Below are 16,336 nucleotides of genomic sequence, written 5' to 3' on the forward strand. Positions count from 1 at the left end.
GCCACCTTCCGGCCCGGTGCCACCCCGGCCCGCAGCACCCCGGGCCACGACCGGTGCCCGGTCACGAGGTGGCTATGGTGACGGTGCACGGAACACCTCCCGGGCAGCCCAGGCCGACCTCGGTGGCCCGGTCGACGGCGATCGTCGCGACGGCGTCGCCCCCGTCGCCGGGCGTGACGTCGTCGCGGACGGTCAGGTCGGCGTCGCCGGGCGCGGGAGCGGTGACCGCGAAGGCGGCCCGGCTGCGCAGCACCAGGGTGCGCAGCCCGCCGGGGTCGTCCACCCGCAGCGTGCAGCCGCCGACGAAGGAGAGCACGTCGCCGGTACGGTCGCAGTCGGCCCTCACCGTCGCCGGATCCACGGCGGTGCCGTCGCCACCGAGCCGGCCCAGCCAGCCCAGCGCCCCGGGGTCGGCCGGATCACCGCGACCGGCGCGACCCAGCCCGAGCGCGCCGACGAACGCGGCGACCAGCAGCACGGCGACCGCCACCAGCAGCAGCTTCCGCCGGCCGCTCACGGCCTGCCCGTCGGCTCGGGCAGCTCGGTGAACCGGACCCGGTCCACCCCGGCGAAGTACCTGTCGGTGCCCTGGGTCCGGCCGACCGCGATCAGGGTGAGGGCGTGCGCGCCCCGGCCGAGCCGGACCGTGCCGACCTCCTCGACGTCGCGCAGCGCCGGCTGCTTCGAGAAGCCGAGGAAGGTGCCGCCGACCTGCACGCCGTCGACCTGCCAGATGGTGTTGGCGTAGTCCGCCGAGGTGGTCCGGGACGCGGCGAACGACCAGGTGGCGTCCACCGGCAGGGTGACGGTGAGACTGACCCGGTCACCCACCGCCAACCCCTGGAAGAACAGTTGCCGGCCACCCGACCAGGTCAGCCCGCAGCAGTCCGGCTGCTCCACCACCTTCGCCGCGGCACCCGCCGGTGACTCCGTCTTCGCCCCGGCGAGCAGGGTCTCCGCCTCCACCGTGACCACCCGGGCGACGGGCGGTGGCGGGTCGGCGTCCGGGCGGCTGAGCAGGTAGCCGACCACCGCCCCGACCAGCACCACCAGCGCCGCCGCCGCCGCGATCCACGGCCACGGGGCCCGCCGGGGCGGAGCGACCGCGGCGACCTCGTACGTCACCCGACCGCTGGCGCGGGAACTCTCCTCCGGCGCGGTGTTCGCCGAGTAGGCGAAGCCGGTCATGTCGTAGCGGCGGGGTGCGGTGCCGGCCGGCACCGCCAGGCGGACCAGGAACGACACGGAGTTCTGCCCCGGCACCACCCGCTGTGGCTCGGCCACCGTGAACCAGCCCCGTTGGCTGCCCTCGCCCGGCGCGACGTCGAAGACCACGGTGTCCGGCGCGACACCCGGATTGGAGACGGTGAAGGTCAGCTCGCCCCGGTTGGCCGGGTCGAGGGTGAACTGCTCGGCGGCGGCGACGACGGCCCATTCGGTGGTCATGACGGCTCCTCAGGCGACGGTCCGGGCGGGGGAAGGGGACCCGGGGCGGGCACGGTGGCGCGGCCGACCGCCGGCCCGTACGGCACCGGCCCGCCGCCGACCCCGGCGTCGGCGGGACCGTCGGCGAGGACGACCTCGGCGGTCACCGCCGCCGGTTTCTCCGCCGCGACGATCCGGGCCACCACGGTCAGCAGCCCGGCCGCCGCCTCCGGCACCCGGACGACCAGGTGGAACGGCCGGTCGGCCGGCTCGTCCAGGACGAACCCGGTGACCCCGGTGGCCAGCTCCAGCGCGGTGCGCATCCCGTACGGGGTGCCCCGCCAGCGGGCCAGCAGCGCGCCGTGCGCGACCAGGTCCCGCAGCCGGCCCACGGGCAGCGGCGGCGGGGCGTCCGGCCGGGGCGGGCCGAGCACGTGGTCCATCGCCACCCAGCGGGTCAGGTAGCCGGCGAACCCGGCCGGCGTGCGGTACGGGTCGAACAGCACGTCCACGTCGGCGAGCAGCGCCTCGTCCGGGGCGTGCAACGTCTCCATCACGTCCAGCAGGGCGGCCAGGACGCTGCCCGGCCCGGCGGCCCGCTGGTAGGCCGCCGGCAGCAGCCGTTCAATCGCGGCCCGGCGCATCGTGCCCCACCACCTCGATGTCGTGCTCGCCGGAGCAGAGCAGCCAGGTGTCGGGGACGGTCACCACGTCGGCGGTGGCCTGGTTGGCGCTGGGCGTCCAGTCGGCGGCGTCGCCGCTGCGGTACACCCCCCGTTCGCCGCCGGCCAGGATCAACCGGCCGCCGCCCGTCCCGGAGGCGCTGCCGGCGATCGCGTCCACCGGCACGAACCGGGTCCGGTCGCGCAGCGGCAGGCCGCAGTTGACCACCACCGGTTGCCACTGCGGCTGCGCGGCCAGGGTGTCCAGGCGGACCACCCCGCCGCTCTGCGTGGCGGCCACCGCCAGGGCGCCGACGAAGGCGAGGTCCCGGCAGGTGCCACCGACCCAGCCGGCCTGCACCTGCTGCCACTTCACGTCGGATTCGAACAACCGGGTACGGTGGCAGCCCTGCCCCGGTTTCTTCGGGTCCGGTTCGCCCGCGCCCGCCCAGAGCAGGGTGGCCGGGCCGTCGTACTGCACGGCGAGCACCCGGTTGTCCACGTTGGCCAGGCCGACGTGGGTGAAGCTGCCGGGGCGGCCACCGGCGGTGGACAGGTAGACCCCGAAACTCGCCTGCGCCGCGACCGCCACCCCCGGCGCGCCCCGCTCCGAGACGAACGCCCGGACGGCGTAGAAGCCCCGGTCGGCGTCCGCCGGGTCGACCAGGATCTGCAACGGCACCGCCCCGGGCAGCAGCGAAACCTCGTACAGGCCGGTGTCGGTGGCCAGCAGCAGCGCGCCCGCGCCGTCCCGGTCGATCCAGGCCAGGTCGGTGATCCGCGAGTCCAGTCCGGTCAACGCCGACCAGGTCTCGCCGAGGTCGGTGCTCAGGTGCACCCGGGAGCCGCCCGCCGCCCGGGTGGTCACCACCGCCACCGCGCCGGGGCGGGCCACCACGCCGGGACGGACCGGGGCGGGGGCGGGGGCGACCCGGACCACCGTCTCGTCGTCGTCGAACCGGCCCGCCGGCTCCCAACCCACCCCCGCGTTGGACGAGCGGAACAGCACCGGGCCCCGGCCGGCGTACCAGGTGCCGGGCTGGTACTGGTCGACGGCGACGGCGCGGACCTGCGCGTCGGGGGCCTCGTCCACCACGAACCGGACCGACTCGACGTAGCGCACCCCCGGCTCGGCGTGCTCCAGCATCCGGTACACGTTGGACGCGCGCAGCGGCTCACCGAACGCCCAGCCGGTCGGGTTCAGCCCGGTGGGCAGCGGGCTGAGCGTCTGGTGCAGCCGGTCGTGGATGCGCCGGCGGACCGCCTCCACGTCCTCCTCCGGCCGGACCACCACCCGGGCCCGGATCGACACCGCCTTGTACCGGGCCCAGCCGGCCCGGCAGCTCGTGCCCAACGCCCGCCGTCGGTCCAGGTCCGCCTCCACCTGGCGGCGGGACTCCTCCACCTCGTGTGCGCGCAGCACCGCCACCGGCAGCCGGCCACCCGGTCGGGCCTCCGGCGGCACGTACGGCACCAGCACCACCTCGACCTCGCCGGGGCGGGCGAAGCTGTAGACGGCGGCCCGGGTGAACGCCCGCGCCCGGGACACCCCGCCGGAGCCGGCGGCGAGGATCTCGAAGTCCCGGGCGGTGACCGCGCGTTGTTGGGCGAAGAACTCGTACGGGCCCCGGACCAGCGCCGATTCGAGGCTCTCCAGCTCCCGCCCACCACTTGCCGGTTCCGGGTTCTCCGCCCGTACCCCGGGCAGCGGGTCCCGCAGGGTGGTCAGGGTGCCGGCGGCGACGTTGCCGGTCCGGCCACCGCCGGCCCGGTACCACAGCCGCACCCGCGCCCCGGCCGGCGGCACCGCCGCGACGGTCACCGGCCCGCCGCCCTGCGCACCGGTCGGCTCCGCCGCGCCCGGGTCGGCGGCGGGTGCGCGCAGGTCCAGCGCCGGGGCGAAGGTGACCAGCCCCGAGCAGCGGTCCACCAGGTACACCTTGGCCTGCGGGCCGACCCCGGCGAAGCTGTCCACCGGCCGCCACACCTCGTACGTCGCCCCCTCGTGTTCCCGGGCCACCGCGCCCAGCTCCACCGAGCCGGCCGGCACCTCCACCCCGAGCAGCAGGTCCCGCGCCTCGGCGGTACGCGCGAGCGGCGCGCGGGCGGCCCGCAGCGCCTGCCCCGGCTGACCGGTGCCGACGCCCAGCAGTTCCGCCTCGACCGGTTCACAGTGGTGCATCCGTACGGTCACCTCGCCGGCGTCCGCCGGCAGCAGCGCCGGCTCGGTGGTGACGAAGACGACGGGCCTCGGGTCGACGCCCCGGGCTGCGGCGACCCGGGTGCCCGCCGGGATCCGCACCGCCGCCCGGTCACCGCCGGTCCGGACGAACCGCACGTCGGCCCAGGCCGCCGTCGGGGCGTGCCGGGTGACCCCGAGCAGGTTCAGGAACTGCACGTACGCCTTCTCCGGCAACTGGTTCAGCCGGAAGATCATCACCTCGGTGAGGTGCGCGAACGCCTCCACCAGGGCGATGCCCGGATCGTGCGCGGACAGGTCGGTCCAGCCGGGGCAGGACTGCCGGATCCGGTCCCGGGCCTCGGTGACCAGATCGAGGAAGGTGCGGTCGTCGAGGTGCGGCACGGGCAGCGTCATGACCCGTCCCCCTCGGCCCGGCCCCCGGTCGGCCGACCGGCGGCCCGTTGCGCGGGCGGGTCGGCGTCGGCGGGCAGCAGGTCGACGGAGAACACCAGCTGACCGGGGGAGAGGCTGGCCCGCACCCGGTAGTCCAACCGGATCACCAGCCGCCACGGGTCGTCCGGGTCGGGGCCGGCGTCGACGTCGATCACCTCGATCCGGGGCTCCCACCGGCGGATCGCCTGCCGTACGTAGTGGATGGCCAGCCCGGCGGTGGTGTCGTCGTTCGGCGCGAACACCAGCCGGTGCAGCCGGGAGCCGTACCCGGGGCGCATCAGCCGCTCACCCGGCGTGGTGGACAGCAGCAGGTACAACGCCTGGCGTACCGTCTCGTCGCCGTCGGTCACGGCGAGCCCGCCGGTCGCGGTCGTCGCCAGGCCGCCGGCGCGGCCGGCGTCGAAACCGGCCCCGACGAACCGCAACGCCCTCACCGGTCGGCCCCCACCAGGCGCTGCCGGGCGTCGTGGACGGTGTGCCGGACCAGGTTCGGCGGGGTGCCGTCGGTGAACCCGGCCAGGTGCGACAGGACGATCCGGTGCCCGTCGACCCGCAGCCAGTCGCTGTAGCCGACCCGCACCGCGAGGGTCTTCGCGCACGGTTTGACCGTCGGCCCGTAGTTGGGGCAGGCCACGATGTCCCGCCCCACGGGGTCGTCGTCGACCAGCACCGGCGTCCCGGCGACGGCCAGCCAGCCCTGCGACGCCCGGTTGGTGACCCGGCCGTCGTGGTCGCAGGCGATCAGCGAGTCGAGGGTGATCCAGCGCATCAGGCACCTCCGGAGTGGGCGCGGGCGAGCGTGCCGGCCTGTTGCCGGGCGGTCGCCGCGTCCTCGGTCGCGTCGGCGTGCAGGAAGTCGACGCTGCGGGCCCGCACCACCAGCGCCCGGCCCGGCGCGGAGAGCACCAGGTCGGTCGCGGCGTGCAGGGTGGTCAGCTCGGGGGTCAGCTCCAGGAAGCTGCCGACGTCGGTGGCCAGCCGCAGCGTCCGCGCCGCGTCGTCGACCACGATGGTCTGACCGCTGCCGGTCCGCACCGACCAGCGGCCCGCGCGCCCGTCGGCCACCCCCGCGTCGTACGGGGTGACGGTGCCGAACAGGGAGCCCAGCACCACCCCGGCGACCGGGTCACCGCCCGGCAGGGCCAGCAGCACCGTGTCGTCCGGGTCGGGCAGCGCCACGATGCCCTTGTCCCGTCCGGCCCCCGGGCAGAGCACGGCCAGCCAGCCGGCGTCCAGGTCGCCGTACCCGGGCAGCCGCACCCGGACCCGGCCGAGCCGCTCCGGGTCGTCGACGGCGGTGACCACCCCGAGGGTGACCACCGCCCCGCCGGCCGCGACGCGCGGCGGGGAGGACGGCGGGGCGGTGGCGAACCGGGTGAGGTGGCCGCTGCCGTCGACGGTGTGCACCACCTCGGTGAGGACGTACACCCCGGCCAGGTCCTCCGCCACCCCGCCCAGCGCGACCCGACGGCCGGGACGCAACGCCGGGTCGCCGTCGGCGACACCCTCGGCGGTGACCAGCGCGGCCACCCGGTCGTCCAGGCCGGCCTGGGCGAGCGCGGCCAACTCGTCGTCGCTGCGGCCGGGCTGGTCGAGCACGGTCCGCACGCCGTCCGCGCCGACCACCGCCGGGTCCGGACGCAACGGCACCCGCCGGCCGCTGCGCGCGGCGTCGACCCGATGCCCGAGCGGCTCGGCCCGCTGCGGATGCCAGCCCAGCGCGGCGCTGCCCCCGGCGGCCCGATCCAGGTTGGCGGCCAACCGCACCGAGTGCAGCGTCCGGCCGAGGGTCAACGGCACCGGCTCCCCGTGACCGTCCAGGGTGACCAGCCGCACCCGGTCACCCTCGGCGGCCAGGTGCAGGCCGGCCCGACCGGCCACCTCCCGCAGCAGCTCCAGGTCGCTGTGCCGGTGCTGGAGCAGCCGGTCCAGCCGGGGCCCGTCGGCCTCGGCGTCGACGTCGAGCCCCACCGCGCCGCACAGCTCCCGGGCCAGGTCGGCGGCGGTGACCGCCTCGAATACCCGCAACTGCTGCCGCTTGCGCAGCCGGTGCAGCAGGTCGTAGCCGCGCCAGCGGAACAGGGCCGTGCCGTCGGCGGCGTACTCCACCTCGACGCAGGTGACCTCCCCGGTGAACAGCAGGTCGTCGCCGAGCCGGACGGCGAGCGTCGCGCCGGTCGGCACCGCCGGGCCGGGGCCGGGACCCCGTGCCCCCGGGCCCGGGTCGGCGGCGTACACCACCTCGCACTGGGTGGGCTGGTCGAGGCGGGCGGCCACCCGCACCGACCGGATACGGCGGTCCGCCGCGCCGCCCAGCGGCACGCCGTCGAGGAACACCGACGGGCGGGCGCTCACCGCAGACCCCCGTCGGCCTGCTCCGGGCCGGTCCCGCCCGCGCCCCCACCGGCGACGCCGTGGCGGGTTCCGGCGCGGCGGGCGGGGGCACCGCGAGGGTGGTGCCGGCCGGCACGCCGAACGGGTCGGTGATCCCGTTGTGCTCGGCGAGCAGCCGCCAGCGCAGCGGCGAACCGAGCGCGTCGTGGGCGAGCAGGTCGAAGCGGACCCCGGAGTAGCCGGGGGTGGCCGCACCGTCCCCGGCCGCCACCACCGCCTGCCCGGGGGGCGTGCCGGGCGGGGCCGCGGCGGCCAGTTCCTCGGCGAAGCCCTGCTGCGCCTCGTCGGCCGACTCGGCCACCCGCAGCAGCTTCATCCGCAGCCACGAGCGGCGGGGCGAGCCGGTACGGGTGAACACGTCGAAGCGTTCGGCGACGGCCACCACCACCCCGGGCACGTTCCACGTCTTGCCCCAGACCAGCCGGACCAGCGGCGGGCGCTGCCAGCCGTGCGCCACGGCGGAGTTCTCGGCCAGCATCCACAGCGGCCGGGTGAGGGTACGGACGTCCCCGGGCCGGGTCGGCCCCTCCACCAGGTCGGTGTCGAAGAGCAGGTCCAGCACCAGTTCGGTACGTCCGCCACCGGTGAAGGCCAGCGGGTCGTCGGCCAGTCCGATCCCGGTGAGCCGCCCCTCGGCGCTGCCCTGCGGCCGTACCCCGGCGATCCGGGTGACCTGCACGGTCTGCGGGTTGAGCAGGCAGTCGATCCGGACGCCGGACTCGTCGACCAGGAAGGCGACCCGTTCCATCAGCACCCCCGCTGTTCGGCGTCGAGCCGGGCGTCCCGGGTGTCGTCCCGGGCGGTCCCCGTCGGCCGTCGCCATGCCCCGTCGTCGGGCAGGGCCGGCCACGGGTCGGCCCCGACCAGCCCCGACCCGGGCGTTGCGGGCGCGTCCCCGGCCCCGGTCGGGCCGGCGGGCCCGTCGGGCAGGGCCGGCCACGGATCACCGGCCGGGGTCGGGTCGTCGGCCGGCCACCGGGTCGCGGTGATCCGCCGGCCGACGGTGCCGTGTCCGGGTGCGCCGCCGTCCGGTCCCGGGTGGGTCCCGCCGCCGCGCCGGCCGCCGCCCACCGGGTCGTGGGGGTCGTCGCCGGTGCCGGGCCCGGTGACCGGGTCACCCGCCCGACCGGGTTCGGTGCGGCCCCACCCGACCGGGCCGCCGGATGCCGCGTCGGTGCCGGCCGCCGACGCTGCGTCGGACACCGCCGCTCCGGTGCGTCGACCGTCGGCCGGTCGTCGCCCGGCGCTGGTGCCGGCGTCCGTCGGGCCCTCCGGTCGGACCGGTCGGCCGGGGGCGTGGTGGTCCGGCCAGGCCGGCGGGGCGGGGCACGGCCGACCGGGGGCCGGCGACGGTGTGTCGGACGCCGGGTACCGCGCGCCGGCGGCCGGGTGCGTGCCCGGGGCCAGGCCGGCGTCGGGAGGCGGCCGGTGCCCCGCCCAGGCGCGGCGATCAGGGTCGGTGTCCGTCGTCGGGGGCGGGGCGGGGTGGTCCGTCGCCGGCCCGGTCGGAGCAGCCATCCGAGCCCGGCACCTGCCGTCCACCCCGGACCGGGACGCGCCGCCACCGCGGTGGGCCGTGCTTCCGGGCCCGGACGGTCCGCCGTCGCCGGCTCCGGGCCGGGGGTCGTCGACTGGTCGGGACCGTGCGCCGAAGGCGGGTGCGGGCGGTGCGCCGACGCCTGGTCCGGGCCGTGCGCCGAGGGCGGGTGCGCCGTAGCCGGGTCCGGGTCGTACGCCGACGTCGGGTGCGCGCGGTGACCCGCCGGCGCGGCGATCGGGGTGACCGCCGCCGGGCCGGCGGGTCGGGGGAGGTGGGTGCCGGTCACCGGGCTCGGCACCGGCGACGACCCCCACGGCCCGGTGGGTGGGGTGGGGGCGGGCGGCGGCACCTCGACGGGCGGGTGTGCGGGGTGCCGGCCGGCGGTGGGGGCAGCGGTCCGGGGCGGGTACGCCGGGGGCTCGGCGGACGCCGGGGTGGACTGTCCGCGTACCCCCGGGTGGGGTGCGGGCCACGGGCCGGCGGTCGGCGGCGGACCCGGCGGGTCGTCGGCGGCCGGCCCGACCAGGTCGTGCAGCAGGCCGGGGGCGTGCGCGGCGACCGTCCGCAGCCAGTGCTCCGGCGGCTGCCCCGGCCCGCGCGACGCCGGGCCCGGCCCGGCCCACCGGGCGGCGGGGTCGGTGCCGGTGAACCGCGTGGCCGGGGCGGTCGGCGGGACGGCCGGGGCGGGGGCCACCGCGTCGGCGGCGGCCCGCAGCCGGGTGGCCAGCCAGTCACGCGGTCGTGGACGCCGCGGCACTGCCGTCCTCCAACTCCAGCCCCTCGTACGCCAGGGTCAACGCCACGATCGCGATCTCCTGGGACAGGGTGTGCAGGTGCGCGCCGCGCCACCGCATCGGCCACGCGTTGATCAGGTTCCAGCGCAGCACCTCGGCGGTGCCGGCGGCGTCCAGCAGCACCACCGACACGTTGCGGCGGCTCACCGTCCCGGTCGCCGCGCTGTGCACCCAGTCCCACAGCTCACGCGACGGGGTGAGGCCGAAGTGCAGGGTCACCGGCGCGTAGTCGACCTGCCCCGGGACCGACCGCACCCGGTCGTTGCCGGCCTCCCGGTAGGACAGCCGGCCGATCGTCATCTCCAGGCCGCTGACCTCGGTGAAGTGCCCGTTGGTGATGCCGTTGATGAGCAACTTGAAGTGGTACGCCCGGTACGGGTCGACCGGGGCGCCCGGTTGCGGGGTGGCCGGGGTCGGCATGTCAGCCTCCGATCGTCTCGGTGTCGGTGCCGCCGGCCCACTGGCTCAGCTTGAACACCACGAACTCCGCCGGCTTGACCACCGCGATGCCGATGTGCGCGACCACCCTCCCGGCGTCGCGGACGTCGACCGGGTTGGTCTCCTCGTCGCACTTGACGAAGAACGCCTCCTCGGGGGTACGCCCGAGCAGCGCCCCGTCGCGCCACACCCGGGTCAGGAACGCGCCGATGTCGCGCCGGATGGACCGCCACAGCGAGTAGTCGTTGGGCTCGAACACCATCCACCGGGTGCCGTTGGCGATGGCCTGCTCGATGGAGATCGACAACCGGCGGACGTTGAGGTAGCGCCATTCGCTGGCCTCGGCGGCCAGGGTCCGGGCCCCCCACACCCGGATGCCCTCCCCGGCGAAGTACCTGATGACGTTGACCCCCTTGGGGTTGAGCACGTCGTGCTCCGAGCGGGTGACCAGGTACTCCAGGTCGACCGCGCCGCGCACCGGCTCGTTGGCGGGGGCCTTGTGCACGCCGCGCAGCGCGTCGGTACGGGCCCAGATGCCGGCCATGTGACCGCTCGGCGGGGTGAGCACCAGCTCACCGGTGAGCGGGTCACGTACCCGCAGCCAGGGGAAGTAGCAGGTGCCGTAGTCGGACTGCCGGGCCCGGTGGGCGGTGCCGGTGTCGGTGTCGGCCGGGGTGGTCGCCGGATCGCCGGGCTTGCCGTCACCGGGCTTGCCGTCACCGGGCTTGCCGGGCCGCGCGGGGGTGGCCACCCGGGTCAGCGTCGAGATGTCCTCGATGCCGGGCGGCGGGTCGCAGATCGCCACCATGGTGCGCAGCCGCTCGGCCATGCTCAGCAGCGCCTCGTGCGACACCGGGTCGTGGAAGCCGGGCGCGGCGAGGATGGCCACCTCGTCGATCGCCTCCACCAGTTGCAGCCCGGTGCGCCGCTGCCCGGTGCCGGTGAGCTGGCCGTCGGCACCGACGTTGACCACCCAGCAGCGGCTGCCGCCGTTGTCGAGGAAGCCGAAGACCGCCCGGGCCAGCGGGGTGCTCTCCAGGCCGTCACCGGCGGCGTACAGCCGGAGGAACTCCGACCAGCTGTTGACGGCCAGCGCCCGGTCGACGTGCGCGCCCCGGTCGGGGGCGACCCCGACGAACGCGGCGACGGCCATCCCGACCGGCCCGATCGGTCGGGCGGCGCTGGGCACCTCCTCGACGTAGATGCCGGGGGAGAAGTAGTGGGGCATCGGTCCTCCTGTACGCCGGTCCGGCTCAGCGGGCCGGGGGTTCGCAGACGATGACGATGTCCGCGTCGGCCGGGTCGACCTCGGCGGTGAGGGTGCGGCCCCGGCCGACCAGACGCAGCCGGACCGGCTGGCCGGGGTGCTCCGGGTCGTGCGGGACCCCGGCGAGCCGGAACCGCCCGCCCGCGTCGGTGTGGGTGGCGTACGGGGTGCCGACCAGTTCCACCCGCAGCGCCGCCAGGGGTTGCTGCTGCGCGCCGACGACCCGGCCGACGAGGTCGCGCAGGGCCACCCGGTGCAGCCGCAGCGGGTGCAGCACCGGTGGCGCGACCGGCGGCGTGGACGTCACCTGGGCCGGCACGTCGACCAGCAGCGCCGGCCGGGGGGCGACGCCCAGCGTCACCCACAGCGCCGGGTCGCCGGCCTCCAGCACCAGTTCCGGTTCGCCGGCCGTGGCGGCGGCGGTCAGCACCCGGTCCAGCCCGGCCAGCGCGGCCGGGCCGGCGGCGGCGACCAGGTAGCGGATCGTGAACCGGTACGGCGCGGGCGTCCCGGTGCCCCGGGTCTGCCGGGCCGGCCGCAGGGCCAGCGGCCACAGGGTCAGCCCGACGCCCCCGTCGGCGGGCGGGCCGACCGGGACGTCCTCGCCGGCCGCCCCGGCCAGCCAGGCGGCCAGTTCGGCGGTGGCCGCCTCGACCGGTCCCGGCGCGTCGCCGGTCATCGCGGCGGCGTCCCCTGGATGCGGTAAGCGATGGCCTCGTTCCACACGTGCGGGTAGACGCCGATCTCGAAGTAGCGGGTGAACCGGTTGATCGGGGCGTTGGCGTGGTCGTGCCAGAGCAGCCACACCGGGGCGATGGTGAACAGGACGTAGTTGAGCGCGACCAGCGGCAGGTAGAGCGGGCCGAGCAGCCGGGCCTGGAGGATGTGTACGTCCTCGTGGCGTTGGATGCCGGGGCCGGAGCCGGCGCAGACCGTGCCGATGGTGGTGGCGTAGCGCGGGGACACCCCCTCGACCAGGTTGACCCGGCAGCTGTGCTGTGAGGTGGGCCGGTCCAACGAGTGGCCGACGACCAGGTGCAGGGCGAGGTAGAGTGCCCCGGCGGCGGTGTTCGGCAGGCTCCAGGTGTGGTCGACGACGAACAGCGCCACGCCCCGGGCGTCCGGGCCGTACACCCGGGCGGCGGCGACCGACCAGCCGAACGGGACGCCGACGAGCAGGCCGACGACCGCGCCGACCAGCAGCCCCACCGGGCCACCGGCGGTCGCCCCGAGCGCCGCCCCGCACAGGACGTGGACGGCGGCGCTGACGATTCCGTAGACCATGACGCGCCTCCTCAGACCCAGGAGCGGACGAAACGGGGCTCCCGCCCCTGGGCGAGCTGGCCGGGGGCGGCCTGGGTGGGCTGCCGGTTGCCGGGCGGTAGCTGGTTGATGCCCAGCGCGGCGGAGAAGATGACCAGGCCGTTGAAGAACGCGATCAGCCACTTCTCGCCGCCCGCGTCGGTGGCGAACGCCGCGGTGGCGTACGACAGGAGCAGCGCCACGCCCAGGGCGATCCACTTGCGGGCCTTGTCGCTGTTCGGGCCGAGCAGGCCGCCGATGACGTTGGCGGTGAGCAGGGTGGCGGCGCTGGCACCGGCCACGGTGCCGAGGGCGGCCCAGGTGAAGAGATCGTTCACGGCGATCCCCCTTCGGGTGGTGCGGGATGGGCGGGGGCGGCCGGGGTGGCGGCGGTGCCGCCCCGACGGCGCAGCAGGACGGCGGTGACCCCGCCGGCCAGCAGGAGCAGGACCAGGACCCCCACGGCCACCGGCAGCCACCCGGAGCCGCCCGGGCCGTCCGTACCGCTGGCGGCGGCCGGGCTGGCCGACGGGGTGGGGCGTGGCGGCGCCTCGGCGATCGCCCGCAGTTCGGCCGGCTTGGGCTGGTTGGCGACGACCTTCCAGCTCACCGAGCGCCCGTTGAGCGTGCCGTTGGAGTCGATCACCCGGCCGGGAAAGGTCACCGAGATCTCGAACGACATCAACTGGAGGAACGTCTGCTGGTTCTGCGGATTCTGTTCGGCGACCTTTCCGCCGTACTTCCTGGGGTCGAGCGGCAGGCTGAACCGGTAGAGATCGCCGTCGCGGACGAGATTCACGCTCTCGCTCGTGAAGCTTTTCAGCGGGGTGCGCCGATAGCTGATCTGTGCGCCGTAGAAACGCTCGTCCTCGTAGACGGTCTCCTCACCGGCGGGCAGGGTGGGGATGTTCTCCCGCAGTTCGGCGTAGGCGACCGCGAGGTTCTTGTTGCGGCTGCTGAGGACCGATTTCTCCGCGGTGAGCAGGAGTTGCCCGTCGACGGTGTCGTCGGCGTTGACGGTCAGCCCCAGGTTGAGCTGCATGCATCCGGCCAGCAGGGTCAGCAGGGCCAGACACGCCGTGAGCCGTACCGCCCTGCCGCGTCCGCGTCCGGTTTTCATGGGCACATTGTGTGTGATCCACTTCACACCGGGCAGTCGGCGATCGGTCAGATGGCTGTCTCCGATCTTACCGAGCCGCCTATCGGTCCGGCCGGCACGAAATGGGCCGGCGGCCGATATTCTGGAGGGTCGGCGTCCATTGTCGACCCTTTACCACCATTGTGGACGACGGTTTGCGCCGTAATTCCCGCCGCCGCTAGATCTGCGTTAAATCTCGGCGGCGACGGGTCCTGAACACGCCGACGGCAGCCTGGGGACATGCATGCCGACGCCGAACAGGCAAGCCCGACCGAACGCAGCCGCCATGACCCACGACGGCCCGCTGCCAGTCCCGCCCGACCCCGCTCCGCCGCCGACCGCACCCCGGGTGCGACGCCGGGCATCCTCGCCACCGGCGCCTGCGTACCCGAGCAGGTGGTGACCAACGCGTCCCTGGCCACGGCGCTCGGCGTCACGGCCGACTGGATCGTCGACCGGACCGGGGTCCACGAACGGCGGGTCGCCGCGCCCGGCGAGGCCACCTCCGACCTCGCCACCCACGCCGCCCGGCAGGCCCTCGACCGGGCCGGCGTCGACGCCGCCGAGGTCGGCCTGATCATCCTGGGCACCTCGACCCCGGACCTGCCGCTGCCCGCCACCGCCTGCCGGGTGCAGGCCAACCTCGGCGCGTGGGGCGCGTACGCGATGGATCTGGACGCCGTCTGCACCGGCTTCGTCTACGCCCTGGACGTCGCCCACAAGATCATGCGGTGCGACCCGACCCTCGGGTACGCCGTGGTGATCGGCGCGGACACCTACTCGCGCATCCTCGACTACACCGACCGGCGCACCTCGGTCCTCTTCGGCGACGGCGCGGGCGCGGTGGTGCTGGGCCGCTCGGCCGACGCCGCCGGCATCGCCTACACCCGGCTGGGCAGCGACGGCCGGCAGCACGACCTCGTCCGGATCCCCGCCGGTGGCAGCCGCGCCCCGGCCAGCACCGCCACCGTCGCCCACGGCGGGCACTACTTCACGATGGACGGCCGGGCGGTACGTGCGTTCGCCGAACGCAAACTGCCGGAACTCGTCGCCGACGCCACCGCCGCCTGCGGGCTGACCGTCGCCGACCTCGACCTGCTCGTCCCGCACCAGGCCAACGTGCGGCTGCTGCGCGAGGTGACCAAGGAACTGGGCTTCGTCGCCGACCAGGTGGCGATCAGCGGCACCCACTACGGCAACACCGGCGCCGCGTCGGTGCCGGTCACCCTCGACGCGGCGATCGACGCCGGCCGGGTCCGCCCCGGTGCCCGGGTCCTGCTCGCCGCCTTCGGCGGGGGGATGACCTGGGGGAGCGCCCTGATCACCTGGCCCGGCGGCACGGCCGGCCAGCCGACCCCGGAGGAGCTACCGGCATGAGCATCCTGTCCGACTACGCGAAGCGCACCCCCGGCTCGAAGGAGCACTTCGCCCGGGTCGGCCGGACGATCCCGGCCGGCGCGACCCGCAGCCTCAACTCCTGGCCGCCGTACCCGGTCTACCTGGACCGGGGGATCGGCGGCACGGTCTGGGACGTCGACGGCAACGCCTACCGCGACTTCCTGGCCAACTACACCGCCCTGCCGCTGGGCTACGCCGACCCGGACGTCACCGCCGCCCTCCGGGAGCAGTTGCCGCACGGCACCTCGCACTCGTTCTCCCGCACCCTGGAGGCCGAGCTGGCGGAGCTGCTGGTGGCGCGGGTGCCGAGCCTGGACCGGGTCCGGTTCACCGGCTCCGGCACCGAGGCGGTGATGTTCGCGCTGCGCCTGGCGCGGGCCCACACCGGCCGCCCGCTGGTCGCCAAGGCCGAGGGCGGCTACCACGGCACCACCGACGACGTCATGATCAGCGTACGGCCACCGGCCGACCTCGCCGGTGACGTCCGGTCGCCCGCCTCCGTGCCGGAGATGCGCGGCATCCCCGCCTCCCGCACCCGGGAGACCCTGGTGGTGCCGTTCAACGACGTCACCGCGTCGCAGGAGATCCTGCGCGCCCACGCCGACCGGCTGGCGGCGCTGGTGCTCGAACCGGTGCTCGGCGTCGGCGGGATGATCCCGGCCACCGCCGAGTACCTGGCCGCGATGCGGGCCACCTGCGACGAACTGGGCATCCTGCTGGTCTTCGACGAGGTGATCACGCTGCGGCTGGCGACCGGCGGCGCGCAGCAGGCGTACGGCGTCACCCCCGACCTGACCACCATGGGCAAGATCATCGGTGGCGGGCTGCCGATCGGCGCGTACGGCGGCCGGGCCGACATCATGGGGTTGCTCGAACCCCAGGGCGGCACCGACGTCTACGACTCCCGCTCCGGCGGCCCGGTGCTCTACCAGGGCGGCACGTTCACCGGCAACGCGCTGAGCGTCGCCGCCGGCATCGTCACCCTGGGCAAGCTCGACGCGGCCACCATCGACGCGCTCAACCGCACCGGCGACCTGCTGCGCCATGAGCTGACCGGGGTCTTCGCCGACGCGTCGGTCGACGCCGTCGTCACCGGCGTCGGGTCGCTGTTCAACGTGCACATCGGCCCGCGCCGGGTCGAGGTGTTCCGGGACGTCCGCGGCGTCGACGCCGCCCGCCAGCACGCCTTCTTCCTGGGCCTGCTCAACCACGGCGTGATCGTGGCGCCCCGGGGCATGGGCTGCGTCACCACCTGCACCACCGGAGACGACGTGGCGGCCTTCACCGCCGCCGTCCGGCTCACCCTGCACGACATCACCGAGGCCGGCTGAGAGGGCACGACG

16 protein-coding genes and 1 pseudogene are annotated in these 16,336 nt (G+C 75.8%); 2 read left to right on the plus strand and 15 right to left on the minus strand.

What is annotated here, in order from left to right; translation table 11 throughout:
- Positions 1–61: 61 nt before the first annotated feature.
- The 15 genes and pseudogenes from FJK98_RS16115 to FJK98_RS16185 form a co-directional block, all read right to left on the minus strand.
- Complete coding sequence (locus FJK98_RS16115) at positions 62–517, minus strand: hypothetical protein (RefSeq protein WP_145919754.1); 456 nt, start codon at positions 515–517, stop codon at positions 62–64.
- Positions 514–1,446, minus strand: coding sequence for a hypothetical protein (locus FJK98_RS16120; RefSeq protein WP_145919755.1), 933 nt, complete (start codon positions 1,444–1,446; stop codon positions 514–516). Before FJK98_RS16120 ends, FJK98_RS16115 begins: the two co-directional genes overlap by 4 nt.
- Complete coding sequence (locus FJK98_RS16125; protein WP_145919756.1) at positions 1,443–2,069, minus strand: phage tail protein; 627 nt, start codon at positions 2,067–2,069, stop codon at positions 1,443–1,445. Before FJK98_RS16125 ends, FJK98_RS16120 begins: the two co-directional genes overlap by 4 nt.
- Positions 2,050–4,683 (minus strand): putative baseplate assembly protein, encoded by a 2,634-nt coding sequence (locus FJK98_RS16130; protein ID WP_145919757.1) that lies wholly within the window; start codon positions 4,681–4,683, stop codon positions 2,050–2,052. Before FJK98_RS16130 ends, FJK98_RS16125 begins: the two co-directional genes overlap by 20 nt.
- Positions 4,680–5,156, minus strand: a complete 477-nt coding sequence (locus FJK98_RS16135) for a GPW/gp25 family protein (protein WP_145919758.1) — start codon at positions 5,154–5,156, stop codon at positions 4,680–4,682. The genes FJK98_RS16130 and FJK98_RS16135 overlap by 4 nt, the downstream gene beginning before the upstream one ends.
- Complete coding sequence (locus FJK98_RS16140) at positions 5,153–5,491, minus strand: hypothetical protein (protein ID WP_145919759.1); 339 nt, start codon at positions 5,489–5,491, stop codon at positions 5,153–5,155. Before FJK98_RS16140 ends, FJK98_RS16135 begins: the two co-directional genes overlap by 4 nt.
- Entirely contained in the window at positions 5,491–7,077 is a 1,587-nt protein-coding gene (locus FJK98_RS16145) for a phage baseplate assembly protein V (protein ID WP_145919760.1), read from the minus strand. Before FJK98_RS16145 ends, FJK98_RS16140 begins: the two co-directional genes overlap by 1 nt.
- A gap of 379 nt (positions 7,078–7,456) precedes the next feature.
- A pseudogene (locus FJK98_RS34080) lies at positions 7,457–7,939 on the minus strand (hypothetical protein); the annotation flags it as partial.
- Complete coding sequence (locus FJK98_RS16155) at positions 7,864–8,319, minus strand: hypothetical protein (RefSeq protein WP_145919761.1); 456 nt, start codon at positions 8,317–8,319, stop codon at positions 7,864–7,866. The gene FJK98_RS16155 and the pseudogene FJK98_RS34080, both read right to left, overlap by 76 nt.
- Before the next feature lie 1,068 nt (positions 8,320–9,387).
- Positions 9,388–9,870 carry a phage tail protein gene (locus FJK98_RS16160; protein ID WP_145919762.1) on the minus strand — a complete coding sequence of 161 codons (483 nt, stop codon included), beginning with the start codon at positions 9,868–9,870 and terminating at the stop codon, positions 9,388–9,390.
- A 1-nt stretch (position 9,871) separates the two neighbouring features.
- Positions 9,872–11,116: a phage tail sheath subtilisin-like domain-containing protein gene (locus tag FJK98_RS16165; RefSeq protein WP_145919763.1), complete on the minus strand. Its 1,245-nt coding sequence runs from the start codon at positions 11,114–11,116 to the stop codon at positions 9,872–9,874.
- Positions 11,117–11,141: 25 nt separating this feature from the next.
- On the minus strand, positions 11,142–11,834 hold the full coding sequence (locus FJK98_RS16170; protein WP_145919764.1) for a carboxypeptidase regulatory-like domain-containing protein: 693 nt from the start codon (positions 11,832–11,834) through the stop codon (positions 11,142–11,144).
- Positions 11,831–12,439 (minus strand): glycine zipper family protein, encoded by a 609-nt coding sequence (locus tag FJK98_RS16175; RefSeq protein WP_145919765.1) that lies wholly within the window; start codon positions 12,437–12,439, stop codon positions 11,831–11,833. Before FJK98_RS16175 ends, FJK98_RS16170 begins: the two co-directional genes overlap by 4 nt.
- Positions 12,440–12,450: 11 nt before the next feature.
- On the minus strand, positions 12,451–12,795 hold the full coding sequence (locus tag FJK98_RS16180) for a hypothetical protein (protein ID WP_145919766.1): 345 nt from the start codon (positions 12,793–12,795) through the stop codon (positions 12,451–12,453).
- Positions 12,792–13,577, minus strand: coding sequence for a DUF3153 domain-containing protein (locus tag FJK98_RS16185; RefSeq protein ID WP_228544400.1), 786 nt, complete (start codon positions 13,575–13,577; stop codon positions 12,792–12,794). Before FJK98_RS16185 ends, FJK98_RS16180 begins: the two co-directional genes overlap by 4 nt.
- A 258-nt stretch (positions 13,578–13,835) precedes the next feature.
- Here FJK98_RS16185 and FJK98_RS16190 point away from each other — a divergent pair, with 258 nt between their 5' ends.
- Complete coding sequence (locus tag FJK98_RS16190; protein WP_168222487.1) at positions 13,836–14,972, plus strand: 3-oxoacyl-ACP synthase III family protein; 1,137 nt, start codon at positions 13,836–13,838, stop codon at positions 14,970–14,972.
- The gene (locus tag FJK98_RS16195; protein ID WP_145919767.1) at positions 14,969–16,324 is read left to right on the plus strand and encodes an aspartate aminotransferase family protein; all 1,356 of its coding nucleotides are present in this window, start codon (positions 14,969–14,971) and stop codon (positions 16,322–16,324) included. The genes FJK98_RS16190 and FJK98_RS16195 overlap by 4 nt, the downstream gene beginning before the upstream one ends.
- Positions 16,325–16,336 lie beyond the last annotated feature (12 nt).

This window comes from Micromonospora sp. HM134 (assembly GCF_007833915.1).
GTDB classification, from domain to species: Bacteria; Actinomycetota; Actinomycetes; order Mycobacteriales; family Micromonosporaceae; genus Micromonospora; species Micromonospora wenchangensis.